Here is a 26,511-nt window from a genome sequence, read left to right on the forward strand (position 1 = left end):
ACGGCGCCGGTCACCTTCGGGTGGCCGGCGCCGTGTGTGTCCCCGCCCTCACAGTACGAGCGTGACCGTGATGGCGACCGCGCAGGCCAAGCCGATGACGATGAGCGCCACCACATCTGCGCGACCCGGGCCGGCCTGATGGGCGGTGAGGCGGCCGGTACCGCCGCGGGCGGTGATCGCCTCGGACATCTCGGCGCTGCGTCGGAGCGCCGACGACATCGCCGCGGTGATCAGATCCATGATCCCCATCTCCGCCGACGGGTGGTCGCTACGCCCCTTGGCCGTCGGACGCAGTCGATGTGCCGCCCGCAGCATGCGCAACTCTTCGATCAGCAGCGGAAGACCCCTGAGGCACAACGCGATCGCGACCGCCCACTCGTCGACGGGCAGCCGGAACCACCGCAGTGGGCGCATCAGCCGCGCCAGCGCGGGCGCCACATCCGCCATGGGCGTGGTCCAGATGACGAGGATCGAACTCGCGACGAGGACGAGTGCGAGAGTGATCGCGCGCAGGAACACCAGGGCGCCGGGAATGCCGGCGAACGACACGTTGAACGCGACACCGATGCCGATCAGTCCCCAGAACCACCACGGCGGACGAGGTATGGCGCCCAACGGGATTCCCGCGACGAGCGCGGTGATCACGACCACCGCGGCGACCATCCCGAGCGCAGGCCACGACGGCAGCACCCAGGTCATGATCCCGAGGATGAGGACGATCACGAGCTTGGTACCCGCCCACAGGCGGTGCACGAACGAGTCGCCCGGCACCTGCCGCAGCGGGACGGTACGCATCGTCATCGGGTTTCTCCATCCCAGCCGGGAGCCTGGTCGATCATCAGGTGCGAATCGGGCAGCAGACGGCCGTCCACCAGTCGGACCCGGCGCGTACAGACCGAGTCGAGCGATTCGAAGTCGTGGGAGATGATCACGATGGTCATCCCGTCGGCGCGCAGTCGAGCCAGAAGCGCGACGATCTCCTCGCGAGCGGGTGGATCGAGACCGGCCAGCGGTTCGTCGAGGACGAGCAGGTCGGGGCGGCGCGCGATGAGACCGGCCAGCACGACGCGGCGCATCTGCCCACCCGACAGCGCATCGACCTTGGTCGCCGCCATCTGGCGGGGCAGCCCCACGAGTTCGAGGACGCGCGCGACCTCCGCGGTGCCCACCTTTTCGCCACCCGCGGCCATGATCTCGTCGGCGACGGTGACCTTCTGCAATTGCAGGCGCGCATGCTGGAATCCCAGCCCCACCGCACCGACACGGTCGGTCATCGGTGTGCCGGCGTCGAAACCGGCTCCGGGGTTGATCTTCTCGTGGATCTCCAGCAGACGGCACGTTCCGGTCCCGGGCGTGAGCAACCCCGCCATGATCCACGCGAGAGTGGTCTTGCCCGATCCGTTGCCGCCGACGATGAGGAGCCCCTCGCCGCGGTAGACCGTCAGCGAGATGTCATGCAGCGCGACGACCTCCCACGGAGACCCGGGGAGGTGGGCGTAGCCCACCTGGTCGAGAACGAGAAGCGGCCCGCCGATCCGCGAGGTCGGCGCCGAAGGCGTCGAGGGACGTGTCTGCGCCGGCGCCGCCAGGTCGGCGTCGGGACTCGGCATCCAGTCCGGCGCGTGCGGCACCAGTCGACCCGCGGCCAGGTGGATCACCCGATCGGCCGCGGCCGCCTCACTGCCGCGGTGGGTGACCAGCACGACGGCGATTCCCCGGCGCGGCGGTAGAGCCGCGAGCAGGGCCAGCAGTTGTCCCCGACCCTCCGGGTCGACCATCGAGGTCACCTCGTCGGCGATGAGGAGTTGCGGGTCACGGGCGAGCGCCCCGGCGATCGCCAGCCGTTGCTGCTGACCGCCCGACAGGTCCGTGGTCTCCCGGTCGCCGAGGCCGTCGAGTCCGACCTCGGCGAGCAGCGCCTCGACGTCCACGTCGACGCCGGGCGGCAGACCCCACACGACGTCGTCGGCGACACGCGAGCCCAACATCTGGATCTCCGGCCGCTGCAGGACGAGAGCGGTCCCGCCGCGCGCGCCCAGCCCCGGCAGACCCGGCCGACGGACCGTGCCCGTCGACGGGTGGCGACCGGCGAGGATCTTCGCCAGCGTCGACTTCCCCGAGCCGTTGGCGCCGACGACCGCGACGAACTCACCCGGGTCGATCCGCAGGTCGATCTCGTGGAGTACCGGGCGGGCCTCGGGCGCATAAGCGAATCCGACACGTTCGAAGACCACGGGAAGTGGCGCGATGCCCGCATCACGGGGTACGCCGGCAGCGGTGGCCGCCGCGAATCCCGACGTGGCGGCGTCGAGCGTGTCCTCGCTCGGCACATCACGCAACCGGCTGATGACGGAACCGAGAATCCACCACGCGACGAGAAGCGAGATCGCGGTGCCGACGGTCCCGGACACCCAGACCCACGCCCACCAGTGGTCGGCGATGCTCCGGCTCATGGCGTCGAGCCCGTCGGCGACGCCCCCGGTCGGGCCCCATCCGTGCAACCATTTCGCGACACCGTGGATGGAGTTGGTCATCGCCTCGATCGTCAGTTCACGAAGGGGCACCAGCACGAGCAGGATCAGCACGGAGATCCCGCCCAGCAGCGGCGACGCGACCAGGGTGGCCACCCCGAGCACGCCGATCCCCCGGCCACGACGCTTGATGTCACCGACGAGCCCACCGACCAGCGCGGAACCCAGGACGGTTGCCATCGCGCCGGTCCCCGCCATCGCGAACGCCACGGCGGTGGTGGCCACCGTGGCGGTGAGCAGGGCCCGCGGCCTGGTGCGCGCCGCGATGAGGGCGAGCGGCACCGGGGCGAGCAGTCCGGCCGCCTGGGCCAGCGGGATGACCGACGCGATGACCACCGCCGCGACGGTCAGTCCGCCGAAGATCGCGACGGACGCGAACTCCATGGGTCGCAGCGGGGGCGAGTTCTTCACCGGTCCAGTGTGCCTGGTGTCGCGCTCCCCACCGGCGGGCGCAGCGTCCCCGGACCGCGGCTGTCGGTCGTTCGCATGTTAAAGATCCATCACAACACGGTGATTCGAGTTGTCGACGTCGCGCGGCGGGTGGATGGTCTTCTCACCCGGCTCGGTCGCCGATCCCCAGTCCGTGGGTCGGCGGCGAGGTCTCACCCGGGTCGGAGGAGGACAAGATGCAATCGATTCCGATCGGCCTCACCCCGTTCCAGCACGACGGCACCCTGAACGGGATTCTCATCTCCGGCCGGTGGCCGGAGTCGACGCTCGAGTGGACGCAGACACTCGTCGCATCGGTCCGCATCGCCTGCCGGCCGGGCTTCCTACCCACGACGACGATCTTCGGCGTGGTCGAGCAGCGTCCCGAACCGGGTGAGGCGGACACCGTCGGCATGATGGTCGCGATCGGGAACGTCGTCGACGACAGTTTCGTCGAAGCGGGACGGTTTCTGAACAACCCGCCGGCGCTGGTCATGCTGCACCCGCCCTCGCAGACGCGCCCGTCGCTGCCCGAATGCTCGCAGGTCGCCTCCGGGTGTGTACTGCTGCCCGGTCTCCCCGAACTCGGGCTCGAGCACCGGGCCGGCTGGGCCGAGGCGGAGGCCGACGGGACGGTGGTCAACCTCCGCAACCAGGTGGGCATCGACCCCAACGCCGACCCCGACACGGCGGTGCTCGCGATGCTTCTCGCAGCGTAGGGCGGGGCGGCTCCCCGAAGCCGTTCCGACGGGCTCCCGGGCACCGGATTACGGCCACCCGAACATCCGTTTTTGATGGCCCTACCTGGGAAAATACGGCCATTCGACGAGTTGCGCCCGCGAGTTAGCCCTGACTAACCTGGCGTCCGTGATTGCCGCCCTGCTCCTGAGCTTCGGCGTGATCTTCGTTGCCGAGCTCGGTGACAAGTCACAGCTGATGGCGATGACCTATGCCCTGCGCTACCGCTGGTGGGTCATCCTCCTCGCGATCACCGTGGCCACCACCGCTGTCCACGCCGTCTCCGTCTTCTTCGGCCACTTCCTCGGGCTGTCCATACCCACCGCGCTCCTGACCATCCTCGCCGGACTGGCGATGCTGGTCTTCGGTCTGTGGACCCTCCGCGGCGACCGGCTCGACGACGAGGAGTCCAGCCGTGCGACTCGCGTGGGCGCCTCGGTGTTCTTCGCGGTCATGTCGGCGTTCTTCCTCGCCGAACTCGGCGACAAGACCATGCTCGCGACCATCACGCTCGCCACGGACAACGACTGGCTCGGGGTCTGGATCGGGTCCACGCTCGGCATGGTCGCCGCCGACGCGCTCGCCATCGGCGTGGGCGTGCTGCTGGGCCGTCACCTCCCCGAGCGGGTCATCGCCATCGGGGCGGCCGTTCTGTTCTTCGCCTTCGCGGCCTGGCTCATCGCCGACGGTCTGATCGGTGCATCGGTACCCGTGATCGCCGGCACCCTCAGCGCGGTCGTGGTCATCACCGGCGTCGGCGTCGTCTTGATCCGCCGCGAGACCCGACTCCGCACTCAGGACAGCGCCCGAGCGCTCGTTCGGTAAAACAGAGGGCTGATCGAGGGCCGTTTCCGGCACCTGACTATCGTGAAACTGCAGCATGAGCCGGAGCGGCGTCGCCGACGACGGTGACGCGGCCGGCAGGAGAACGGGTCGGGTACCGCGAAAGGATCACTTCACACATGGACGTTTCAGGCGCTTCCGTACTGGTCACCGGCGGGGCTTCGGGCCTCGGCGCAGCCACCACACGGCGTTTCGCCGCAGCCGGCGCCCAGGTCTTCGGTCTCGACCTGCAGGCCTCGATCGACAAGGCCGCGCCCACCGACGGAGTCACGCTGGTCGCCGCCGATGTCACCGACGAGACCCAGGTCCAGGCCGCCATCGACACCATCGTCGAATCCGGTGCGCCGCTGCGCGTCGCGGTCAACTGCGCCGGCGTCGGCTGGGCCGCACGAATCCTCGGCAAGAAGGGCCCGCACGAACTCGACCTCTTCCGCAAGGTCATCGACATCAACCTGGTCGGCACCTTCAACGTCATGCGACTGGCCGCCAACCGTATGCAGGAGGAGTCCACGATCGACGGCGACGGCCAGCGCGGCGTCATCATCAACACCGCGTCGGTGGCTGCCTTCGAAGGCCAGATCGGGCAGATCGCGTACGCGGCGTCGAAGGGCGGCGTGCACGCGATGACCATCTCCGCAGCGCGCGACCTCGCGCGGGTCGGCGTGCGCGTGTGCACCATCGCCCCCGGAACCATCAGCACCCCGATGCTGGCGGGCGTCACCCCCGAGTTCCAGAAGACCCTCGCCGAGGGCATCCCGTTCCCACAGCGTCTCGGCGAACCCGACGAGTACGCACAGCTCGCCGAGTTCATCGTCGCGCACAATTATCTCAACGGCGAGACCATCCGCATGGACGGTGCGATCCGCATGGCGCCGCGCTGATCCATGCGACTCCGTCGCGGCTGATCCGTGCGACTCCGTCGCGGCTGATCCATGCGACTCCGTCGCGGCTGACCTGAGCGACTCCGTCGCGTGAGAGCCGGCCGGCCGATCATCGACCGGCCGGCTCCTCGACGGCCTGTGGCGTCGCCAGCGCACGGGCCAGCCGGATCAGCGGTGCGGCGTCGGCCTCCAGTCCGTCCCCCTCGGCCGGGGCCAGATCCCGGACGGTGCCGCCCGTTCCGTCACGCGGATCGTGCTCGGCGACGGCGGCCCGCAGCAACCTCGCCTGCACCGCGGGTTCGGCATAACCGAACACCGCGGGAATCCGAGGACTCAACTGGGTCAGCGCGTCTCGGGTCTCGACGACGCGCCGATGCAGACGTGTGGTCGGCGCCAGACGCCCGGCGTCGGGCAGGACCACCTCCGGCACGGCATCGGTCACCAGCCGCCACAGGGGTAGGAGTTCGGTGTCGAGGCGTCGGCGACGCCGGTTCGCGGCGACCGTCTGAATCCGCGCGTAGATCATCGGATAACTGATCCCCATCAGGAATGCGACGGCACCGACGACGGCGACGACCCGGTTCGTCGTCAGAAGCCACGGTGACCGAACGACATTCGTCGCGGAGACGACCACGAAGACGATCTGACAGACGGCGCCGATCGCCAAGCAGGTCAGGCCGGTCATCAGAAGACCAAGGGACACACGGAGATAACCATCCGCGGTGGCATAGAACTTGCGGACACTGTTGACGCATGCGATGAAGCCGTACGTCAGGTATCCGCTCGCGATCAGCATGAAGAGTGCGAAACCCCAGTTCTGGACGGTCCATTCGTCGATGGTCGCGGTGCGGATCTCGACCGGGATGACCAGCATGGTCACCTGCAGCCCGACGAGTGCCATCACCAGTGGCAGCGCCTCCCAGCCGGCCCGGCGTTCACGCGTGACCTGCCCGGGGAAGAAGAACACCACCACGAGCGCCGCCACCCCGATGGCCAGGAGGGCGTAGAACGCCATCCGGGACAGACCGGCAAAGCCCACTTCGTTCAACACGTCGGCGACCGACTCGTCGACGACGACGAACGCAAGGGTCAGCGCCGCGACGGCCACCATCATCGCGAGCGGTTGCAGCCCCCACCCGCCGCGCCGGATCTGATCGAGGCGCCAGCAGAAGGCGAAGGCGAAGACGACGGCGGCGACCGCGTTGACCGCGCCGATGCCGACGTCGACCCCGGACGACAGGTTGACCGTCGGGCCCCCGCCCGCGACAGTGATCACGCCCAACAGGGACTCACATTCTCAGCGCGGTCGCAACCGGCGGGCACGTCACAACCACCCACGATGTCCACCGAGGAGCCGTTGCAACCCGCGCAGTTCGTCGTGCGACGCGGTGCTCCCGACGCCGGTACTGGCGTCCTCGGCCCAACCGAGGATCAGCGAGGCCAGCATCTCGGCTTCCCACTCGGCGTCGTCGGAATAGCACGTGCGCCGGAGCGCGGCCGTGGACTCGTCCTGCGTGAGGGCGGCGATGCCCTGTGCCGAGGCCTCACCCAGAACCTGGTGGCCGGCGATCAGATGGCCGAACTCGTGGATGACGATCTGATCGCGGTGCAGCCGTGACGTCTCGGCCTGGTGGAAGAAGTAATCCGCATCGGTGGCGGCCAACCAGATGCCGTTGGGGACACCCGCGGGCAGCGGATGCGCGATCAGCCGGATGGGCCGACCGCGGCGATCGCCGTACCGTTCGCACAGCTGAGTGACGTCGAGGGGCAGATCGAGATCGAGCCCCTTCAACGTGGTCCGGCACAACGTACGCAATGCGCGCTCTGATCGACGCATGGCCTCATCGAATCATGAGCACTCACGACGCCGCGATCCACCCGCAGCGATCGACGTCACTGGCCTGTCCGGGCCGACACCCCTCGGTCCGGACGATCAGGCTCTGCGAACGCCCCGGCTACGGTCAGTCGTCGCTGTTGTCCCCGACGACCCGCAGACGTGAATCGGCCGACGGCTTGCTGTCACCGAGTCCGGCCGCGATGACGTCCGGCGGATCCTTGGGCAGACCCTGCTGCTCCCGGAGCACCTTGATCAACTCGTTGACCACCGTGACGGAATCGCTCGAGAGTCCGGCCAGCCGGAATGCCGCCAGTTGGACGTTCGTGTCGGCCTGCAACCGCATCAGATCGATCTCGTCGCGAGTGCGCTGCGCCGCCCGGTCCTCGAGGAAATAATGCACATCGACCCCGAAAGCGGCCGCGATGCCCTCCACCGTGCGGAACGACGGGGACTTGGCCTTCCCCGATCGCAGCTGGCTCAGATACGACTCGCCGAGCCGGAACCCCCGCTCGGTCGATCGAGCCGCGATCGCTTTCGCGCTGTACGCCCTACCGTTCGGACCAGGAACAGTCCGGAACAGTTCCTCGAGCCGCCGGGCGAACAGCCCGGGGTCGAGAGCATCCGTGTCCGTCGTCCTCGAACGATCGGAGTCGGTGCGTCCGGTGTCGCCCATAGGCTTCTCCGCCCCTCCTGAAGTCATGACAATCTTCTCCGAAACGCAAAATTTGAATTTGCAAGCATTAAAGCCCGCTGCACACGGCCGTCGCAACGATCGGTACGCTCAGAAAGTACCGGACTGCCGCGCTCGGCGCGTATCACCTGTGAAGATGGTGTAACGATCGTTAGTGTGGCGTTCTTCACATTCTTGGGGGTTATCGGTTGCCGACACGGATCCGGCAGGTGAACATTCGGCTCCGGCGCGGGGCGTGTGGCGGTGTGCTGCGCGGGTTCAGCGGCGTTGTCTCTCCCCACCGACTGTACGCCTGACGAAGAATGACCCACCGTCTCCCGTCTGACCCCGGCGCCCGTCCCAGGCCGCGCGGACTCGCCGTCCTCGTCGTCGTGATCGCCGCGATCGCGTTCATCGTCCTGGCGCCCGGGGTCGCATCGCCCGCGCCGTCGGACCCCGGCTCGGCGGGGTCCGACTCGGCGGGGTCCGACTCGGCGGGGTCCGACTCGGCGGATTCGACGGGTGCGGATTCGGACTCGGTCCTCGACGCCACCGACGACGATGACGGCACCGGCACCGGCACCGACTCCGACGAATCCGGGTCCTCGGCGACCGATGAGTCCGAGACCTCCGACTCGGACTCGACCGACGGCGGCACCACCGATCCCGAGACCACCGATACGGAGACCACCGATCCGGAAACCACGGACGGGCCCTCGTCGCCGTTCCATCCCTGTGGATGCGGACCGTCGACCCCCACGACCGAGACATCGGACCCGACCACCACCGAGACCACGGACACCACCGACACGACGACAACGACGACAACGACGACAACGACGACAACGACGTCCGATGATCCGGACCCGACGACCACCGAACCCCAGACGTCATCCGCAGGCGACGGCGAGGACGGCGTCATCATCCGCGGCCGCCGCATGCCGGAGGCCGCCACGTCGACGCCGGACGGCGGTGCGGGCGGGTCTGATCCTGCAGGTGTTCCGTCCGGCACCGGGCCGGCGATCGGCGACGTACCGTCGGTCGCCCCGCCGAGCGGCGGCGGTTCGGCAGGGACGTCCGGATCGACCCCGTCCGCCGGTTCGGCGGGCGAGTCGGGTGCCGGCCGACCGGAAGCCGAGGCCGACCCCGACGACTCATCTGACGACACCGACGAGTCGCAGACGGTCGCAGGTGCCCCGCTGCCACCGGCGGGCCCGCCTCAGGCGTCGTCGGGGGCGCCCGACGACTCGACACTGACGTCGATGCGGAAATTCGTGCTCGGGGTGGCGCCCGGTGCGCTACTCCTGCTGGGCGCCGTCGCCCTGTTCGGCAGCGGGTCGTTCCTCGACTCGTTGCGGTCCATGCGCCCCTGAGTTGTTCCCGTCCGGGAACCGCTCGAGCAGCTCGCGCTCATGCGGTACCTGCGTGGCCGCGCCGTCGGCCATCCACTCGCGCAAGACCTTTGTGGCCCGGACGTCGTCCTCGTTGTACTCGAGGAGGCGCCGGCGCTGACCGGCGTCGGGGCGCCCGCCGCCGAGCGCCACGGCCGCCCGATACCACTCCATCGACGCCTCGCCGCTCGCATCCTCATCGCGCCACGAGAAACCCGCGACCGGCGCCACCCGTTTCAGTCCCTTGCCACGGGGGCAGATGAAGTTCTCGCCCACGGCCTCGTAGATGTCCACCCACTCCGACGACCCGATGAAGGCCTGGACCTCGGCACGGGTCGGCATGCCCGGTTCGTCCGGAAAGCGGTCCGCGGAACCCAGAAGCCACCGATTCTCCGCCTGCTGCGAGTAGCAGTAGGCCGCGAAAGTCTTTCCGGCGTCCCGCGCCGCAGCCCGTTCGGCCATCAGCCATACCCAGAACTCGGCGAAGGACCGCGCCTCGTCGCGGGTGGGCAGCGGATCCCAGGTGACGAACGGGCGGTACTCCACGGGTACCGACGGATCGGTGGTGTCGGTGCGAAGCGTTCCCCACAGATACGCCCCGTGCTCGCCGTAGCTCTCCATGTCGACGTCGATCTCGATGTCGGCGCGGTGGACCCGGGGCGAGTCGACACGGCGTACGAGTTCGGTGCCGGTCAGCCACGCGATCGCGTTGACGACCGCGTCGCCGAACCGCACGCCACCCGGCCACCCCTCCGGGGGTGCCCCGCGCTGGGCGGCGAGCTGATCGATCGTCGTGATCCCGGCGTCGATCAGCACCGTTCCCTGGTTGCCGGACGCCACCAGACTGACGTCGCGCTTCTCCTCCAGCTCGGGTCCGCAGCGCACCCACCACGGGCAGGATCGGCATTCGCTGATCCGCCGGGGCTCGGTCGGGATCGTGCCCGCGGCGACCGCCAGTCGTCGCTCGAGGACGGCGGAATAGTCGTCGAGCATCGCACCGGTGTCCAGGACGACGATGCAGTCGGCGTCCACCCCGATGATCCCGCCGCGGAGATCCGCGGTGTCGGTCGACGACGCCCGGCCGATCTCGACGAGCATGGCGGTGAGTTGGGCCAGGCGGAGGTTGTCCCGGCGGTTGGGCCGGCCGGTCCGGTAGGGATCGGGGCTCGGCGCCCACGTCCAGAACGGACTCGTCACCAGGCCGGTCGGGCGTCCGTCCGGGTCTGGCGCCGACTTCGCGGGTTGGCTGACCCGGTGGTTCACGACGATGACCGGGATGTATCCGTCACCCACCCGGACCAGCAACTCCGAGTGGCCGCGCCGCCCGTGCGCCTCGTCGATGGGCAGCGTCGCGTTCCAGATCCATCCGGCGCCGTCATCGCAGGCTCGCAGCGTGGCCGCGACGCGGTCCGATGCGCTCGCGTCGGGGTCGACGACCACGAAGACCCCGGGCTGATCGCTGTGCACGCCTCGGAGCAGTTCGCGGATCGCAGCGCGATGATCGGCGGCAGCCTCCTTCCGGCGCTGCACACCGGGCGGGTCGGGCTCGTCGGCGGGACGCCGGGCGTGGGCGAAGTCGAGGGCCACGCGGTGCTCGCAGCCGGCGAGGTCGCGCGGCGACAACACGACAGGGGCCACGCCATCCCTTCCTGGCTCGGGCAGAGGAGACACATGGTCAATTACAACCACATGTCATGCTTGTACTTGTTATCACGCGCACCTGACGCCGGGAGCGATGCGAGCGGGGCCACGGAAGTGCGGCGCCGGACGCGGGCAGCGAGCCGGTCGACCGGCGCCGGGAGCGGAACGAGAGCGGGCCGGGGGTCGACTGCGGTCTTCTCGCCACCAGCGAAAGGGCATTCGATGGGATTGTTCTCGTCCGACGGTACGACTCGAGCGCAGCGCAAGGCAGAGGCCAAGGCCCTCAAGGCCAAAGCCAAGCTGGAGGCGAAGTTCGACGCCAAGTCGCGGCGCAAGGAACACAAGGCTCGACGCAAGAACGAGCACAAGTACTTCCAGAAGGAGATGAAGGCCGAGCGCAAGACCGCCAAGCAGCTCGCCAAGTCCCAGACGAAGGTGAGCAAGGCCGAGGCGAAGAAGTTCGCCGTCGAGGCACAGGCGGCTGCCGACGCGAAGGCGCTCAGCCCGGCCAGTGTGAAGCGCTACCTCACCGTCGCGCGACTCGTGGCGCCGATCGCCGTACCCGTCGTCTACCGGGCCGCGGTCGCCGGTCGCGAGCAGCTCTCGACGCTACAGGCGAGTCGTGCCGGGGTCTCGCCGGAAGTGTTGCGCCAGTTCAGCGGTCACGGCGCCGCCCTGTCCGCGCGCATCGCCACCACCCGCACGGCCCTGGAGAAGGTCGTGGGCCAGGACACCAGTGCCGATGCCAAGGACTTCGTCGCCGCGATGACCAAGCGTCTCGACAACCTCGACATCGCGGTACAGACCGCCGAGACGATGTCGGCCGGTCAGCGTCGCACCGCCCACAAGGCCATCGCCGACGAGCTCGAGGCCGTCGACGCCGACATCCTGGCCCGGCTCGGCGTCCGTTCCTGACACGAATCCCAGGGAACACAACGACTAAGATGGCCCCAAACGGGTCGCGCCGCGGAGTGGTTTCCGAGCGCGTGCCGGACACTTGCGAGGGAGCGCCGAATGACCGAGCCGGATCCGAACGTCACACCGTCCGACGATGACCCGAACCGCGACGAGCAGGCACTGTTCCCGATCGCCACACCGGGCGATCCCGGGTCCAGCAGCTCACCCGACGCTCCGGCGCCCGCGCCCGAGCAGCCGGTAGCGAAGAAGCCGGCCAAGAAGGCGCCCGCGAAGAAGACCACACCGGAGACGGCGGCCGCGGAGTCCGGCGGCGACCAGCTCCCGCCGAAGAAGGCCGCCAAGAAGACACCTCCGGCCAAGGCGCCGGCCAAGAAGAGTCCGGCGAAGAAGGCAGCGGGCGTCGCACCGGCGAAGAAGTCGGCCGCCAAGAAGGCGCCACCGAAGAAGGCACCGGCCAAGTCGGCGCCGCCCGTGCCGGAATCGCAGGCTGCGGCACCCGAACCCGAAGCGCCCCAGGTGCCTGCCCCGACCCCGGCGTCTCCTCCCGCCCCGCCGGTGACCCGTTCCCCGGAGCCGACGTCCACCCCCCGCCCCGCCACCCCGCCCACACCCTCGGCTCCGCCGGCACATCCGCCGGTCGATGTGGTCGCCGAATCAGACGCTGCCCGAGCGACTTTCGCACAGTTGCGCTCGGGCTCCCCGACTGAAGCCCCGACCACCAACCTGACGCCCGCATTCGCCGGGCTGGCGGCCGCGGTCGCGCTGATCGTCTTCGTCGTGTTACGCCGTATCCTGCGCTGACGTCTCGTCCGCCGAGGCCGCACCCGGTCCGTGTGACCGCACCGAACCCGCTGCGCCGGAACCGGTGTACGGGCGGCCGACTCGGGCGATGATCGCGGCCGCGACCTCGTCGGGGTGCGCCTCCGGCAGCCAGTGATCCGCGCCCGGAAGAGCGATGAACTCGTAGTTCGCCTCCACCCAGCCCGAACACAACCGGGCCGCGGCCCCGCTTATCGCGACATCGGCGTCACCCCACACGAAAGTGGTCGGGACACGGACCGGTCGTGGCGCGGACCGCTTGTCCGGCAGGAACATCGCGCGATACCACCCCAGCGCGCCGGGCAATGCACCGTGGTCACCGATCTCGGTTGCCACCCGCGATGCGAACGGCTGCGGGAGTCCCATCCGCTCCCCGAAATCCGGTTGTGTCCGCATCGCCCAGCCGAGGAGCTTGTCCGGCAGCACCGGAATCTGAAAGGCGGCCATGTACCAGGACCGGAGAATCTGGCCCCGGGGCATGGCACGCATGAACGCCCCGGCGTGCGGGACGGACAGGGCGGTGAGCGTCTCGACCCGGTCGGGATGATGCGCCGCCGCCGTCCACCCGACGATCGCACCCCAGTCGTGGCCGACGAGGTGCGCTCGCTCGATGTCGGCAGAGTCGAGCAGGGCGAGCACATCGGACACCAGCTCCCCCTGTGAGTAATCCCGTCGCCGCGCGGGCCGCGCGCCGGGCGAATAGCCGCGCTGGTCCGGCGCGAGTGTCCGAAACCCTTTGTCGTGCAATATCGGTGCAACGAGCTCCCAGCACGAGGCCCGCTGGGGGAAACCGTGCAGCAGCACGATCGGTTCCCCGTCTGCCGGTCCGGCGTCGATGACATCGAAGGTGTACGGTCCGCGACCGAATCGGGTGAGGCGTGTGGTCATCGATGACCTTCCTGTCGGTTCACACCAGCGCGAGTACCCGCGCCGGACCGCCGGTGCCGCCGGCGAACGTCGGCGCGCCGACGACCACCGTCGAACCCTGCGCCGGAACGGTTTCCAGGTTCGCCATCGCCTCGACGGCGTATCGTCCGCTGCCGAGGATCGCGGTGTGGGCACCGGTGGCGCCGCGGATGTCGACGCTGAGCGTATCGGTCCCGATGGCCACGGCCCCCCGCTCGGTCACGAGCATGCCGACCGCGGACGGCGAGAACCCGGCGGCATCCGCACCGCCGGTGCGTGGTCGCCACCCGGTGTGCAACGCGACCAGCGCGCCGCGAGGGATCGGCCCGTGAGTCGATTCCCATTCCGCGACATCACGTTCGGTCAACTGGGCCCGCCGGTCACGACGTGCCCTCGTCTCGATGCTGATCACCACCAGAGGTGCCACGAGGTCGGCCGGGTCGATGCGGTCGACGGTGATCCCGCGCCCGATCTTGTGGGCAGGGGCGTCGACGTGGGTACCGGTGTGCTCGGCGAACGAGACCCAGTTGGTCGAGAAGCCCGAATCTCTGCCCCGCACACGGGACGTCGGGACCGAGACCATGGGCGGATTACCCGGCCACACCGGGAACGACGGCGACAGCGTGTGGGTGAGGTCGACGACCCGGCCGACTGCCGCGCCGCCCGGCGCGCCACGCGAGGGGGCAGCCAGGGCGGTTCCGGCCGCCATGGACGCCGAGATCCCGGTCGCCACACCGGCAGCAACCCTCAGCGCGGTTCGACGAGACATCCGACGGGCTTCGTCGTGGGCATGTCCGACGATCGCGTCGTCGCACACGGCTCAGCCGTTCCAGCGCACGCGCAGGATGCGATCCGAACCCTCACCGTCGCTGGTCGTCAGGACCAGGGAGCCGTCGGGGGCGACGGCCACCCCGCGCAGACGGCCGTGGGCGTCCTTCAAGGCCTCGGTCTCCGACACCACGCGTCGCCCGTCATCGGAGAGCTTCAGGAACACCAGTCGTTTGCCCTTGAGCGCCGTGAGCACGAGACCGCCGCTGTACTCGCCCCACCCTGTGTCGGGCAGGAAGGCGATACCCGGGAGGGCGATCGTCTGGTCGCCCGAACTCCACACCGGACCGATCGCACCCGGGACACGGACGGGATCGGTCATCGGCACCGACTCGTCGTAGATCACCGGCAGGCGGTCGGGCTTGTATCCGTAGTTGCCGCCGGCGACGATCCGGTTGAGTTCGTCGTCGCGGGTCGTGCCCTGCTCGATGGCGTACACGCGACCCGTACCGGGTTGGACCGCCACACCCTGCACGTTGCGATGCCCGAGACTGTAGATCGGACTGCGGGGGTTCGGATTTCCCGGAGCGGGCGTCCCGTCGAGCTTGATGTGCAACACCTTGCCGCCCAGCGAGGTCCGGGACTGCGGAATCCACGGGGTGGCATTGTCGCCGGTTCCGACCCAGAGGCTGTCCCCGGTGGCCGCGAGACCACAACCGCCGTGCCGCCCCGACGAGTTGACCGGGATCCCGCTCAGCACAGTGCGTTCACGGGCCATCTGGGTCCAGTCGGCGCCGACCCGCCAGGACACGACCTGGATGGTCTGACCGGTCTGCGGGAACTCGATCGGGATGTTCGACAGCGAACCGGGCGCCCCCGGCGCACCCGGCACGGTTGCCTCCGCCTGGCACGAGTACACGCGGCGGGTCTGTTCGAATCGCGGATCGATCGCGAGGCCCATCAGCCCGGACTCGCCCTGCGCGAAGATGCGCGACAGGTCGGCGCGGACGTTCACCCGCTGCCCGCCCGGGCGGACTGCGACGAACCGTCCCGACCGCTCTCCGGTCAGCACTGTTCCGTCCGGGGCCACCACGACGCCCCACGGGATGCTCAGTCCGTCGGCGACGGTGGTCACCCGCAGTGCGGGTGCCGCGTCGGCGGCGGGCGCGGACACCAGGGCGCCGACGAGGGCAGCCGAGACGGCCGCGGTCAGCACCCCCAGACGCGTCCGGCGGGATCGGGTTACGGGGTCTCTGCGCATGCGGGGGCTCCGGGTCACAGGGCTACCGTAACCACGCTCACACCGATCGGGCAGGACATCCGGCGTCTCGCCGGGCCGGTACGTGCCGGAGGAGCGAGCTCGCGGGCGTCTCCTCTGCTCCTAGCGGCCGGGCAGGTACTTGAGCGCGCGGACCGCGGTCGGGGTGATGGCGCGGTAGATGCTCGTCGGGACCACCGGCATGCGGTCGATGCCGATGAAGCGCTGCTCGGCGATGGTCTGGGGCTCGGTGTACTTCAGCAGACCCTCGTCGCCGTGGCGGCGTCCCACTCCGGAGATGCCCATGCCGCCCATCGGAGCCGCCGTCGACGCCCACGCCGCCGCGTAACCCTCGTTGATGTTGACCGTCCCGGCCCGGAGCTGCTCGGCGACCTGCTGCGCCTCGGCACTGCTCCCGGCGAAGACACTGGCGTTCAGACCGTAGTCGGTGTCGTTGGCGAGCTTGATCGCCTCGTCGGTGGAGTCCACCGGGTAGATCGAGACGACGGGTCCGAAGGTCTCGTTCGCGAAGCACACCATGTCGTCGGTGACGTCGGTGAGGACCGTCGGCTCGAAGAAGAACGGCCCCAGATCGGCGCGTCGCTTGCCGCCGGCCAGTACCTTGGCACCCTTGGCGACCGCATCCTCCACGTGCGCCTCGGCGGTGTCGATCTGGGCGGCCGAGGCCAGGGACCCCATGTCGGCGGTGAAATCGTAGGAGGCCGACAGCTTCATCGTCGAGACGTACGCGGCGAACCGCTCGGCGAAGTCGTCGGCGATCTTCTTGTCGACGTAGATCCGTTCGATCGAGATGCACAGCTGCCCGGAGTTGGAGTACGCCGCCCGCGCCGCGCCCCGGACGGCGTTGGCGATGTCGGCGCTCGCGGTGACCACCATCGGGTTCTTGCCGCCGAGCTCTGCCGAGAATCCGATGAGCCTGCGCCCGGCCTGCTCGGCGAGGGTGGCCCCGGTTTCCGAGGAACCGGTGAACATCACGTAGTCGGTGGAGGCCATGATGGCCTGTCCGACAACGCCTCCCGGCCCGGGCACCACGGCGTAGAGCTCGCGCGGGAGACCTGCCTCGTAGAGCAACTCGGCCAGGGCCAGTGCGCAGTACGGAGTCTGGCTGTCGGGCTTGATGACCACGGCGTTGCCGGCGATCAGCGCGGCCACCGCGTCGGACACCGCCAGCGTGAGCGGGTAGTTCCACGGGCTGATGACGCCCACCACGCCCTTGGGCAGATACCGCACGCGTACGCTCGTCGCGCCCGGCAGCATGCCCTTGACCTTGCGGTCGGCCAACAGCTTGGGTCCGTTGGTCGCGTAGTGCCGCGCGGTGATCGAGACGTCGATGACCTCTTCTTGCGCGTAGATGCGCGCCTTGCCGGTCTCGGCCTGGGCGATGTCCATCAGCGATGCCGCGTTGCAGTGGACCAGCTCGGAGAAACGGTCGATGATCGCGGCGCGGTCGGCCGGCGTGCGAGCCGCCCACCCCTGCTGCGCCTGGCGGGCACGGGCGACCGCCACCTCGAGATCGTCTGCGGTGGCGACCGGGATGGTGGCCATCTCGGTCCCGCTGAACGCCTCCAGAACGGGGCGCGTCGGACGACTCGCGGCGTCGTCGATGGCGACGAGCGCACCCAGGCGAGCGAAATGGTCGGCGGTGGGCTTCGGCATGGCGGTGCTCCTCAGCGCTGTCGGATATCCGGTGTTCTGTTCGATGACGATCGTCGGTCTCGGCGACCGGGGGCTTGCTGGGCCTCTACCGTGGCTCCGCCGCGACGAGCACGATGCCGTCGTCGTCGGAGTAGACGACGTCGCCGGGGGTGAACGTCTCGCCGCCGATGGTCAGCGGGACGTCGCGCTCACCGGCGCCGGTCTTGGTCGACTTGCGCGGGTTGGTGCCCAGGGCCTTGACCCCGATCTCCATCCCACCGATGGTCTTGGCGTCGCGGATGGCGCCGTTGACGATGATCCCGACCCAGCCGTTGGACCGGCCGAGTTCGGCGATCAGGTCTCCCACCAGCGCGGTGTGGACCGACGCATCGCCGTCGACGACGAGCACCCCGCCGGGGTTGGACTCACCGAGGACCGACTTCAGCAGGGCGTTGTCCTGGAAGCATCGGACCGTCGACACCCGTCCGACGAACTCCCGGTTGCCGCCGAACTGGGTGAACTGGGTGTCACAGCTGCGGACATCGGCACCGATCTCGTCGACGAGATCGGCCGTCGGGGTGAAGGTGAGCTCGCTCATGCCGAACAGTTTAGGTGTAACCGCAAGTAGCTGGTTACTCGCGGGTAGGGAGCGATCGGACGCCATCGATGATCTCGGCGACGTCGTCGGGCCGTTCGGAGACGAGGAAATGTCTCGCCCGCGGCAGAACGGCGATCTCACCGGCGTCGAGCACCTCGGCGTATCGCCGCTGCTTCCACTCCCAGAAGTGACGCCATCCGGGCAGCCTCGACGACGCCACGACGACGATCGTGGGGACACCGGGCATCGGCGCGGACCGGCGCAGACTGCGCAACGTCTGGTTCATCGACCCGAACGCGGCGTTCTCGACGAGCAGGGCGAGCAGATAGGGCGGCTGCCCGAAGACGTGGGTGCTCCACCGCTGCTGCTGCTCTCCGCGACCCTCGGGGGGAGCCGGCACCACACGGCTCCACACCTGGAAACTCGGCCAGCGGCGAATGCCGACGCGACTGGTCACCGCGCGCGCCGCGCCGACCAGCCGATGCGCGTTGCCGACACGGAACGACAGCGGGACGATCCGCCACGGCAACAACACGAACGACCCGTCGAGCACGACCACGCCAGCGGTCCGCTCCGGATACCGCCGAGCGAACGCCTCCACGTACAACGACGCCAGCGAATGACCCACGACGACAACCGGTTCGTCGACGCCACGCGCGTCGAGCACGGCGGCCATCCGCTCCACCTCGCCGAGCAGCGACGGATGGTGGCCCCGGCCGATGGGATCGGACAATCCGTAGCCCGGACGGTCGTACCGCAGGACCCGCCACGACGAGGAGAGTCGCGCGACCAGCGGATCGAGATCGAACCAGTTGCTCCCGAGCGCCGCCATGAGCAACAGCGGCGGACCCGAACCCTCGTCGAGCACATGGAGACGATGCTCCCCGACCGTCACGAACTCACCGGGTGACCTCAAACCGTCGTCGCGTGTCGTCTCGTGCACGCGTTCAGTGTGCCCGGGTGAGCCGGACGGCGTCGTCGGACGACGCGACCGGGCTCAGTGCGGTGTGATCAGCCGTCCTCATGAGAGTCCAGGCAGGTGCGCAGCTTTCGCAGGCCGTCCCTGATCCGAGACTTCGTGGTGGGCAGGGGCGTGTCCATGCGTGCGGCCACCTCCGGGTACGAGAGTCCCCCGAAGTACGACATCTCGAGGCTTCCGCGCTGCAGATCGGTGAGGTGTCCGAGGCAGGTGCGCACCGCGTTCACCTCCGCCGTGCGGACCACGGCCTCCAACGGAAGATTTTGCGTCGCTTCGGGTTCCACGCTCCTGACCCCGTACTCCGACATTCTCTCGGTCTGCATGTTCTCGGTGCGGACCCGGTCGACGGCGCGACGGTGCGCGATGGTCATCATCCAGGTGATCACCGACCCACGTGCGGGTTCGTAGTCGACGGCCTGTTGCCAGTACTGCAGGTAGGCCTCCTGGACCACCTCTTCGGCGTAGTGCCGATCACGGACCACCCGGACGGCCAGGCCGTAGATCCGGGAACTGGTCAGATCGTAGAAGCGTGTGAACGCCGCGCGATCCCCGTCGGCCACCAGAGCCAGCAGGTCGCTGAGCACCTGCGATTCGCCCCCGCCCCCATGATCCGCATCCGCGGTCGCGTCGCTCTCCCTCGGCGCCACGGGTTCAGCTGCTGCCGGCTCGAGGTCGAGGCACGTGCCGACTCAGAGGCTCCGCGAGAACCGTCGCCGTGAACGGAATTTGACCCGGGTGCATGTCAACGACGGCCCGCCCGAGGGTCCTGCTGTACGGGCTCTTGGAGGATCATCCGGGGCACCTCTCGTCAGACGGCGGGGGTCGTGAAGTAGGTCGTTCGACCCTAGCCCGTCGTTACACATTGTGATCTGTTGTAGCCCGTTGAGACGACAGCAGCCCTTCGGAGAGCCAGGACCATTCAACGACGGCGGAGTGCTACCCAAAACCTCCCCCCGGTGAACTACATGTGACAACCACATGCCCGGAATCGGCGCGCGCACCTGGCCGTCGGGGTAGTACTACGCGGCGGCCACCTTTCGCCAACCGGGTCCGACACCGACCGAGATGCTCCGCACGAGCGCGCTCGCCGTACGTGGCGCCATCCGGCCACGATCACCCGACCAGCGGCTCATCAGCGCGATCGTGGACGCCGGACTTCCCGAGGCGATGACCACGGTGCGCGTGCGCGCTCTGCCTCAGGTCGCGCGTCGGGTGCCGGCCGCCGGACTCGTCGAGGGAGCCCTGACCTTCCGTCGCCTGCCCTCCGCGATGACGACCTTCGTGGTCGAACACCCCGAGGCGACGTTTCTGGTCGATCCGGGCTTCTGCCGGGACGCTCATCTCCGGGTGCTACCCGAGCTCCCGACTGTCCTGCGTCCGTTGATCACCCCGCCTCGCTCGACGATCAGCACGGCCGAGGGTCTCGAGCTGCGGCCGTTGCGCCGGACCCCCGACTTCGCCCTGCCGACACACGCTCACTGGGATCACGTGTGCGGGCTGCACGACCTGACCGACCTGCCGGTGCGGCTGCACCGGGTGGAACGCGAGTGAGTGCTGACCGGCACCGATCCACCGGTCGGCGGTGTCCGAGGGGCGCTCTCCACCTGGCCCGTCACGCGCTGCGAGTGATCCCGACGCACGACCACGACGCCGTCGACGGCCTCTGCGGTTGACGCGGTCGACTCAGGCGTCCTGCGGCTTCGCGAGCGGGAACGCCAGCGACTCGCGGATGGATTGCCCGGTGATGAGCATGACCACCCGGTCGACGCCGACGCCGAGACCACCAGTGGGCGGCATCGCGTATTCGAGCGCCTGCAGGAAGTCCTCGTCGAGCTCCATGGCCTCGGGGTCCCCGTCGGCCGCCAGGATCGACTGTTCGGTGAGACGTTTGCGCTGTTCGACCGGGTCGGTGAGTTCGGTGTAGGCCGTGCCGAGTTCGACGCCCCAGGCGACGAGGTCCCATCGCTCCGCGACGCCCGGCTTGCTCCGGTGTGCGCGCGTGAGCGGCGATGTCGACGTCGGGAAATCGGTGTAGAAGGTCGGGAACGTGGTCCGGTCCTCGCCGAGATGCTCGTAGAGCTCCAACACGATCTGCCCCGCATCCCAATCCGGCCGGTGGTTGATCTCGAGGCGATCGCACACCGCGCGCAACTCCTCGACGGAGGTCTCCGGCGTGATCTCCTGCTCCGCACCTTCCGACACCACCTGGTGGACGGTCTTGACCGGCCACTCCCCCGAGATGTCCACGCGTTCTTCGTTTCCGTCGGCGTCGGTGCGCACGATCACCGGCTCCCCGTAGGCCGCCGTCGCCGCGTGCTGGATCATCTCGCGGGTGAGGTCGAGCATCTTGAGGTAATCACTGTGCGCCTCATACGCTTCCAGGCTCGTGAACTCCGGGTTGTGACTGAAGTCCACGCCCTCGTTACGGAAGTTGCGGCCGATCTCGAAGACCTTCTCGACGCCACCGACGCAGAGTCTCTTGAGGTAGAGCTCCGGAGCGATGCGCAGATACAGGTCGAGGTTGTAGGCGTTGATGTGCGTCTGGAACGGGGTCGCGTTGGCGCCGCCGTGGATCTGTTGCAGGATCGGCGTCTCCACCTCCAGGTAGCCACGCGCGGAGAGGAAGTCGCGCAACGACTTCACGACGAGGCTGCGGGTGGCGAGCGATGCTCGCGTCTGCTCGTTGATCGCCAGGTCGACATAGCGCTGGCGGACACGCGCTTCCGGATCGGTGAGGCCGGCCCATTTGTCGGGTAGCGGACGCAGGCACTTGCCGTTGATCCGCCAGGCGTCGATCAGGATCGACAGTTCACCCTTGCGGCTGGTGCCCACGACGCCACGCGCCTGGATGAGGTCGCCGAGGTCGACGTCTGTGCCGAAATCGGGGGTTCCCGGGATCACCCGAGAGTCCTCGACCAGCACCTGGACCTCGCCGGACCAGTCGTGGACGTCGGCGAACACGACCTTGCCGAAGTCGCGGAGCCGCGTCACGCGGCCGGCGACGGTGACGACCGTTCCCTCGGGCTCGGCCTTGGCCTGCGCGATCGTGTGGGTGGGCTGATCTGCCGGCGGGTACGGATCGAAACCCCGCTCGACGAGCCGGTCCATCTTCTCGAGCCGGACACGGACCTGTTCCGGTCGATGGACGACCGCACCCTCGGGGGTGGCCGTCTCGGCTTCGAGCTCGGCGATGAGGGCGGGGGCGTCGACACCGGTCGGGATCGACGGCGGCCCCTGCGTGTAGTGCTTGGCCCGGCCGAACCGGGGCAACGTGATGAAACCCTCGGTCACGATGGCGGCCAGGCCCACCCGGGGCAGAATCCGACTGTCCTCGAAGCACAGGTAGCGCGACTGCCAGTCCGGCAGGTATTTCGCGTTCGACTTGTACAGCGACTCCATCTGGAAGAACCGCGAGCCGAACATCAGCACCGAATAGCCCATCCGCATCACCGGTCCGGCACCGATCTGGGGTCCCTGTTCGAAGAACGCGCGGAACGCGGCGAAGTTGAGCGACACCTCGGTGATGCCCAACTGCTCTGAGTTACGGCACAATTCGGCGACCATCGTCTCCACGACACCATTCGGTCCGTGCCGGTCACGACGCATCAGGTCGAGTGAGACGCCACGACGCCCCCACGGAACGAACGACAGCATGCCGACGACCCGTTCGCCGGGTTCGCCTTCGTCCAGCACGGCCTCGACCAGCAGGCAGTCGCCGTCCGCGGGGTCACCGATGCGCGAGAGCGCCATCGCGAAGCCGCGTTCCTCGTCGGTGTCGCGCCAGTCGTCGGCGCGCGCGACGATCTGCGCCATCTCGGTGTCGCCGATCTCGTTGTGCCGTCGGATGCGGACGCCGACCCCGGCACGGCGGGTGCGGGTCACGGCCTGGCGCACCGCCTTCATCGCCGACCCGCTGAGGCTGAACTCGCGCGTGTGCAGGATGGCCTCGTCGCCGATGTTGAGCGAGACGAAGCCGGCGGCGTCGAAGGCGGCCGCCCCGCGCGGGCTCGACCCCATCGACGCCGGATGCCACCCGTACTTCTCGCAGAGCGTGAGGAATTCGGCGATGGCGTCGGGCCACGACTCCGGGTCGCCGATCGGGTCACCGCCGGCGAGTCCGACGCCGACCTCGACGCGGTAGGTGATGGCCGCGCGGCCGTCGGGTGAGAACACCACGGCCTTGTCGCGCCGGGTCGAGAAGTACGCCAGCGAGTCGTCGTCGTTGAACCGCGCGATCAGTGCGCGGATGAGTGCTTCGTCCTCGGCGGTGATCAGCCAGCGCAGCCGCTGCGACCGGAACAGCACGATCGCCGCCGCGATCAGCGCCAGCGCACCGAACAACCCGAGCAACCCGTTGACGAAGAGGTGCGTGTGCCGGCCGTCGAACGACGCGTCCTGGTCGATGGCACCGAAGGCGACAACCCGGTTGAACGCGTAGGGCAACCGGTCGCCCCGGGTCAGCGTGTGCGGGAACGCCCATACCAGCGCCCAGCCCAGCAGCGTCGCGATGACCAGTCCGGCGATGAGGGTGCCGAACGCCGCGGGGATCGCCCCCTTGCGGACCCGCGTATAGAACTGGCGATGGGTGGAGAGCAGGAACATCAACGCGAGGGCGTCGATGAACAGGCCGAGGTAGATGTTGGTGCGGTCCCATGCCGTGACTCCGAGGTCGTCTTCGAGTGCCGGTATCAGATACAGAACGTTGGCCGTCATGAACAGCACGAGATAGACGACGCTGATCCACCAGGCGATCCGCTTGCGCGCCGACAGGGCGACCGCGAGGAGCGCGAGGACGAACGCCCAGGCGAAACTGGTGTCGGGCAGGGTGATGATGTAGTCGTCGACGTAGCGTCGCGGGTCGTGTATCAGATGCCGGATCGCGGGAAAGAGACTGGACAGCAACGCGATAGCGGCGAGGACACCGACGACGGTGCCCGCGACGTGCGGTGCGCGGGTCCCGAACCCCGTGGGGCGCCTGATCTTGTCGAGGAGCGCCAGGGAACGACGATCGGCCGCGGTGGGTGCGCGCGAGGTACCGATGTGGTGCTCGTCGGGGTTCTCGGGGTCGACCGGCGCGAGGGGGGTGTCGGTGGCCATGCGTAAACGGTAGTCGGGAACGGGGATCTGTCCCGGCACTCCACGCGGATCGGCCATGTCCGGCTCAGATCGTCTCGCCTCGGCGCATGTCGTCGCAGCTCCGACCGGGGTGGCCGCGCACGCCCGGTACCGGCATGATCGAAGCCGTGTACGACGTGACGATCCGCGACGAGTCCATCCGCCTCGGCCAGTTCCTCAAGCTCGCGAACCTGATCGAGTCCGGGGCCGAGGCCAAGGAGGTGATCGCCGACGGCCTGGTCACCGTCAACGACGAGGTGGAGACCCGGCGGGGCCGGCAGCTGGCGATCGGCGACGTGGTGTCCGTCGGCGGGATGAGCGTACGAGTCGCCTCGGAGAGCGACGAGCAGCCCGCCCCCTGACTAGGTCCGAACGCCGAACCGTCTGAGTTCGGCGGGGGTGATGAGGCGTTCCGCTTCAGCGGGGAACACCGGCGTGGAGGGGCGGCCCCCGAGTCGCCCACCGGTGAGCGAGTTCAGCAGGGAGCCCCGGCGGGGTGCATGAAAGGTGTCAGCCAACTTCATGACCAATCACTTCCTGATACTTCACATTCGTTACAACGGACTCAAACTTTGTTCTACTGTAGCGGCTGATCCGGATCATGTCGCCGGACTTTCGCGTGGCTTTCGCCACGTCCCCCCGACCACCGACACGTGTGGATCTCGCTCGTCCGGGTCTCGGAGTGGCGAGTGCCGCACACGACGGCTAGATCGATCGTCGCACGCGAAGCGTTACCGCGCGGGGAGCGACGCGCCCCTCACCTGCATGAATGACCCAGGCGTCGTCCGTGGCCTCATCGGGGCCGGCACCGGGAGGCGTTCCCGACGCCCTTCTCATCCCGCGGAGCTCACGCGTCGGCGGCGGATCCGCTTCACGACGAACCAGGCGATCATGAGGACCAGTACGACGATCACGATGTTCGACAGCACGCCGCTCCAGCGTTCCAGCGCCGGAGCGATGGCCGGGCCGAACCCGAAACCGATCCCGATCCACAGCGCGTTCCACACCCCCGAACCCAGCGTCGTATAGGCGGTGAAGCGCCAGAACGGCATCTTCTCGATGCCGGCGGGTATCGAGACGAACGATCGCACGAGCGGCACGCACCGCCCGAGCAGAACCGCCAAACCGCCCCAGCGGACGAAGTACTCCTCCGCCTTGTCGAAGTCGTCGTAGTCCAACAGCGGGAGCCGTCCGACGAGACGTCGGGTGCGATCGCGCCCCAGAGCGGCACCGATCCAGTACCAGAGCCAGGCGCCGACGAGCGAACCGACGGTCGCGGCCGCCCAGGCGAGCCAGACGTTCATGCGGCCCTCGTAGGCGAGGAACCCGGCGCCGGGAAGGACCGCTTCGGACGGGATGGGCGGCAGGAAGGTCTCGAGCAGGATCGCCACCCCGACGCCCAGCTCCCCGAGCGTGTCCATCAGGTCGAGGATCCAGCCGATGAAACCGCTGTGACCCTGGGACGGGTCGGTCTGGGCGAGTACGGCGGCGAGCTGCGTTGACAAGGATTGAGTCCGTCTGTCCGAGGGCGGGCGGGTGGCTGGTCTCCGGCATCGGTGACCGCCTCGGCCGCCACTCTAGCCGGGCGTCCGATTCATCCGGTTTCGGCACAGGTCAGCCGACCGGCATCCCTCACGCGAGGCCGGCGAGGAAGCGATTGGCCCACTGCACCGCCGTCACCCCGGGACGGACCTCGAAGTCGCGATAGGTGCCGTGGGATCCGGACTGCAGGAAGCGGTTGAACGTCCTGATCTGTTCGCGGGCCCGCTCGTCGCCGAGTTCCTGCACGATCTCCCCGGGACCACCGAGGGTGAGCAGTTCGGCGAGGATCGCCCCCGCCTCCGCCTGGTACTGGCCGATCTGGCTCGGCGTCGGGTCACTGGTCTCCGCGAGGTAACCGACGATCCGAGTCACGTAGTAGTCGCGGGGCACGTTGCAGTAGACGTCGGTGGGTTCGCAGATCGTGAACGCCCTCGGCAGTACCCAACCCATGCTGTCGAGGCGCGGTCCGCCGCTGCCTTCGCCGCGTAGCGGCGGGCCGACCAGGTTGTCGCGCTTGGACCGGCGCGGGTCGGCGATCAGCACGACGCCGGCCACCTGACCCGGCTTGATGGCTGCGCGTCCGGTGCCGATCTCGGAGGCGAGGTCGCCGGCGGCGTCGGCGCCCTGGCTGTAACCCACCAACGCGATCCGGGTGCCGGGGCATCGGCGCAGCATCTGCAGGGCCAGTCCGGTGGTGTTCGCCACGGCCTGTGCCTTCGACTTCCCGTAGATCGCCTTCTCCCAGGGGAACGCCGTGGCGTCGTATCCGACGTACTGCACACGGGTCTCCGGTCCGAGTCCGGCGGTGACCTCGGCGAGCAGGCCCGGATTGGCACCGTTGGACCAGGTGCCGGGCACGGCGAGCACATAGATCTCCGGGCACCCGCGCGGCGCGGCGTCGGCTTTCGGAAGGGCGGGGCCACCTCCGGCCAAGACGGCACACAGCAGCGCGCACACGGTCGCGACGATCCGACGCATGGTCCGTTCCCTT

The 26,511-nt window shown here is 68.9% G+C and carries 24 protein-coding genes; 8 read left to right on the forward strand and 16 right to left on the reverse strand.

Annotation, left to right across the window (positions count from 1 at the left end; translation table 11 throughout):
- Positions 1-48: 48 nt before the first annotated feature.
- Both MHN80_RS19255 and MHN80_RS19260 read right to left on the reverse strand, forming a co-directional pair.
- The gene (locus MHN80_RS19255) at positions 49-801 is read right to left on the reverse strand and encodes an energy-coupling factor transporter transmembrane protein EcfT (protein ID WP_004021424.1); all 753 of its coding nucleotides are present in this window, start codon (positions 799-801) and stop codon (positions 49-51) included.
- Entirely contained in the window at positions 798-2,942 is a 2,145-nt protein-coding gene (locus MHN80_RS19260; RefSeq protein ID WP_239403052.1) for an ABC transporter ATP-binding protein, read from the reverse strand. The genes MHN80_RS19255 and MHN80_RS19260 overlap by 4 nt, the downstream gene beginning before the upstream one ends.
- Positions 2,943-3,157: 215 nt before the next feature.
- On the opposite strand from MHN80_RS19260, the gene MHN80_RS19265 reads away from it, so the two are divergent.
- From MHN80_RS19265 to MHN80_RS19275, 3 genes are all read left to right on the forward strand, one after another.
- The gene (locus MHN80_RS19265; RefSeq protein WP_239403053.1) at positions 3,158-3,679 is read left to right on the forward strand and encodes a peptidase; all 522 of its coding nucleotides are present in this window, start codon (positions 3,158-3,160) and stop codon (positions 3,677-3,679) included.
- 148 nt (positions 3,680-3,827) lie between these two features.
- Positions 3,828-4,523 carry a TMEM165/GDT1 family protein gene (locus MHN80_RS19270; RefSeq protein WP_033204719.1) on the forward strand — a complete coding sequence of 232 codons (696 nt, stop codon included), beginning with the start codon at positions 3,828-3,830 and terminating at the stop codon, positions 4,521-4,523.
- A gap of 137 nt (positions 4,524-4,660) precedes the next feature.
- Entirely contained in the window at positions 4,661-5,422 is a 762-nt protein-coding gene (locus MHN80_RS19275) for an SDR family NAD(P)-dependent oxidoreductase (protein WP_239403054.1), read from the forward strand.
- A 109-nt stretch (positions 5,423-5,531) separates the two neighbouring features.
- Here the strand turns inward: MHN80_RS19275 and MHN80_RS19280 are convergent, their stop codons facing one another.
- The 3 genes from MHN80_RS19280 to MHN80_RS19290 all read right to left on the reverse strand — a co-directional run bounded on the left by MHN80_RS19280 (position 5,532) and on the right by MHN80_RS19290 (position 7,959).
- On the reverse strand, positions 5,532-6,698 hold the full coding sequence (locus MHN80_RS19280) for an MAB_1171c family putative transporter (protein ID WP_374206395.1): 1,167 nt from the start codon (positions 6,696-6,698) through the stop codon (positions 5,532-5,534).
- 48 nt (positions 6,699-6,746) lie between these two features.
- On the reverse strand, positions 6,747-7,259 hold the full coding sequence (locus MHN80_RS19285) for a hypothetical protein (RefSeq protein WP_004021430.1): 513 nt from the start codon (positions 7,257-7,259) through the stop codon (positions 6,747-6,749).
- A 124-nt stretch (positions 7,260-7,383) separates the two neighbouring features.
- Positions 7,384-7,959, reverse strand: a complete 576-nt coding sequence (locus MHN80_RS19290; protein ID WP_004021431.1) for a helix-turn-helix transcriptional regulator — start codon at positions 7,957-7,959, stop codon at positions 7,384-7,386.
- Between the two features lie 293 nt (positions 7,960-8,252).
- Here MHN80_RS19290 and MHN80_RS19295 point away from each other — a divergent pair, with 293 nt between their 5' ends.
- Positions 8,253-9,302, forward strand: a complete 1,050-nt coding sequence (locus tag MHN80_RS19295) for a hypothetical protein (protein ID WP_239403056.1) — start codon at positions 8,253-8,255, stop codon at positions 9,300-9,302.
- Here the strand turns inward: MHN80_RS19295 and MHN80_RS19300 are convergent.
- Entirely contained in the window at positions 9,228-10,958 is a 1,731-nt protein-coding gene (locus tag MHN80_RS19300; protein WP_239403057.1) for a TM0106 family RecB-like putative nuclease, read from the reverse strand. The genes MHN80_RS19295 and MHN80_RS19300 overlap by 75 nt on opposite strands.
- A gap of 225 nt (positions 10,959-11,183) precedes the next feature.
- On the opposite strand from MHN80_RS19300, the gene MHN80_RS19305 reads away from it, so the two are divergent.
- The gene (locus MHN80_RS19305) at positions 11,184-11,876 is read left to right on the forward strand and encodes a DUF6474 family protein (RefSeq protein ID WP_101821810.1); all 693 of its coding nucleotides are present in this window, start codon (positions 11,184-11,186) and stop codon (positions 11,874-11,876) included.
- Positions 11,877-11,975: 99 nt separating this feature from the next.
- Positions 11,976-12,680: a hypothetical protein gene (locus MHN80_RS19310; protein WP_239403058.1), complete on the forward strand. Its 705-nt coding sequence runs from the start codon at positions 11,976-11,978 to the stop codon at positions 12,678-12,680.
- Here MHN80_RS19310 and MHN80_RS19315 read toward each other — a convergent pair.
- The 7 genes from MHN80_RS19315 to sigK all read right to left on the reverse strand — a co-directional run bounded on the left by MHN80_RS19315 (position 12,660) and on the right by sigK (position 19,510).
- The gene (locus MHN80_RS19315; RefSeq protein WP_239403059.1) at positions 12,660-13,586 is read right to left on the reverse strand and encodes an alpha/beta fold hydrolase; all 927 of its coding nucleotides are present in this window, start codon (positions 13,584-13,586) and stop codon (positions 12,660-12,662) included. The genes MHN80_RS19310 and MHN80_RS19315 overlap by 21 nt on opposite strands.
- A gap of 19 nt (positions 13,587-13,605) precedes the next feature.
- Complete coding sequence (locus MHN80_RS19320) at positions 13,606-14,421, reverse strand: cyclase family protein (protein ID WP_239403060.1); 816 nt, start codon at positions 14,419-14,421, stop codon at positions 13,606-13,608.
- 3 nt (positions 14,422-14,424) lie between these two features.
- Positions 14,425-15,633: a sorbosone dehydrogenase family protein gene (locus MHN80_RS19325; RefSeq protein WP_239403061.1), complete on the reverse strand. Its 1,209-nt coding sequence runs from the start codon at positions 15,631-15,633 to the stop codon at positions 14,425-14,427.
- Positions 15,634-15,753: 120 nt separating this feature from the next.
- The gene (locus MHN80_RS19330; RefSeq protein WP_239403062.1) at positions 15,754-17,307 is read right to left on the reverse strand and encodes a succinic semialdehyde dehydrogenase; all 1,554 of its coding nucleotides are present in this window, start codon (positions 17,305-17,307) and stop codon (positions 15,754-15,756) included.
- Positions 17,308-17,392: 85 nt separating this feature from the next.
- Positions 17,393-17,884, reverse strand: a complete 492-nt coding sequence (rraA, locus tag MHN80_RS19335; protein ID WP_064569919.1) for a ribonuclease E activity regulator RraA — start codon at positions 17,882-17,884, stop codon at positions 17,393-17,395.
- 34 nt (positions 17,885-17,918) lie between these two features.
- Positions 17,919-18,827 carry an alpha/beta fold hydrolase gene (locus MHN80_RS19340; RefSeq protein WP_101821804.1) on the reverse strand — a complete coding sequence of 303 codons (909 nt, stop codon included), beginning with the start codon at positions 18,825-18,827 and terminating at the stop codon, positions 17,919-17,921.
- Positions 18,828-18,895: 68 nt separating this feature from the next.
- On the reverse strand, positions 18,896-19,510 hold the full coding sequence (gene sigK, locus MHN80_RS19345; RefSeq protein WP_064569920.1) for an ECF RNA polymerase sigma factor SigK: 615 nt from the start codon (positions 19,508-19,510) through the stop codon (positions 18,896-18,898).
- Positions 19,511-19,928: 418 nt separating this feature from the next.
- Here sigK and MHN80_RS19350 point away from each other — a divergent pair, with 418 nt between their 5' ends.
- Positions 19,929-20,414 (forward strand): MBL fold metallo-hydrolase, encoded by a 486-nt coding sequence (locus MHN80_RS19350; protein WP_239403063.1) that lies wholly within the window; start codon positions 19,929-19,931, stop codon positions 20,412-20,414.
- 132 nt (positions 20,415-20,546) lie between these two features.
- Here MHN80_RS19350 and lysX read toward each other — a convergent pair whose 3' ends face one another.
- Positions 20,547-23,960 carry a bifunctional lysylphosphatidylglycerol synthetase/lysine--tRNA ligase LysX gene (gene lysX / locus MHN80_RS19355; RefSeq protein ID WP_239403064.1) on the reverse strand — a complete coding sequence of 1,138 codons (3,414 nt, stop codon included), beginning with the start codon at positions 23,958-23,960 and terminating at the stop codon, positions 20,547-20,549.
- A gap of 134 nt (positions 23,961-24,094) precedes the next feature.
- Between lysX and MHN80_RS19360 the strand changes: the two genes are divergently transcribed.
- Positions 24,095-24,340 (forward strand): RNA-binding S4 domain-containing protein, encoded by a 246-nt coding sequence (locus tag MHN80_RS19360; RefSeq protein WP_004021444.1) that lies wholly within the window; start codon positions 24,095-24,097, stop codon positions 24,338-24,340.
- Between the two features lie 471 nt (positions 24,341-24,811).
- Here MHN80_RS19360 and MHN80_RS19365 read toward each other — a convergent pair whose 3' ends face one another.
- Together MHN80_RS19365 and MHN80_RS19370 are read right to left on the reverse strand one after the other, a co-directional pair.
- A complete protein-coding gene (locus MHN80_RS19365; protein ID WP_004021445.1) occupies positions 24,812-25,483 on the reverse strand; it encodes a DedA family protein in 672 nt (223 codons plus the stop codon).
- Between the two features lie 127 nt (positions 25,484-25,610).
- The gene (locus MHN80_RS19370; protein ID WP_239403065.1) at positions 25,611-26,498 is read right to left on the reverse strand and encodes a cutinase family protein; all 888 of its coding nucleotides are present in this window, start codon (positions 26,496-26,498) and stop codon (positions 25,611-25,613) included.
- Positions 26,499-26,511: the final 13 nt, after the last annotated feature.

Origin of the sequence: Gordonia sp. McavH-238-E (assembly GCF_022348225.1) — a bacterium.
Taxonomy (GTDB): Bacteria; Actinomycetota; Actinomycetes; order Mycobacteriales; family Mycobacteriaceae; genus Gordonia; species Gordonia terrae.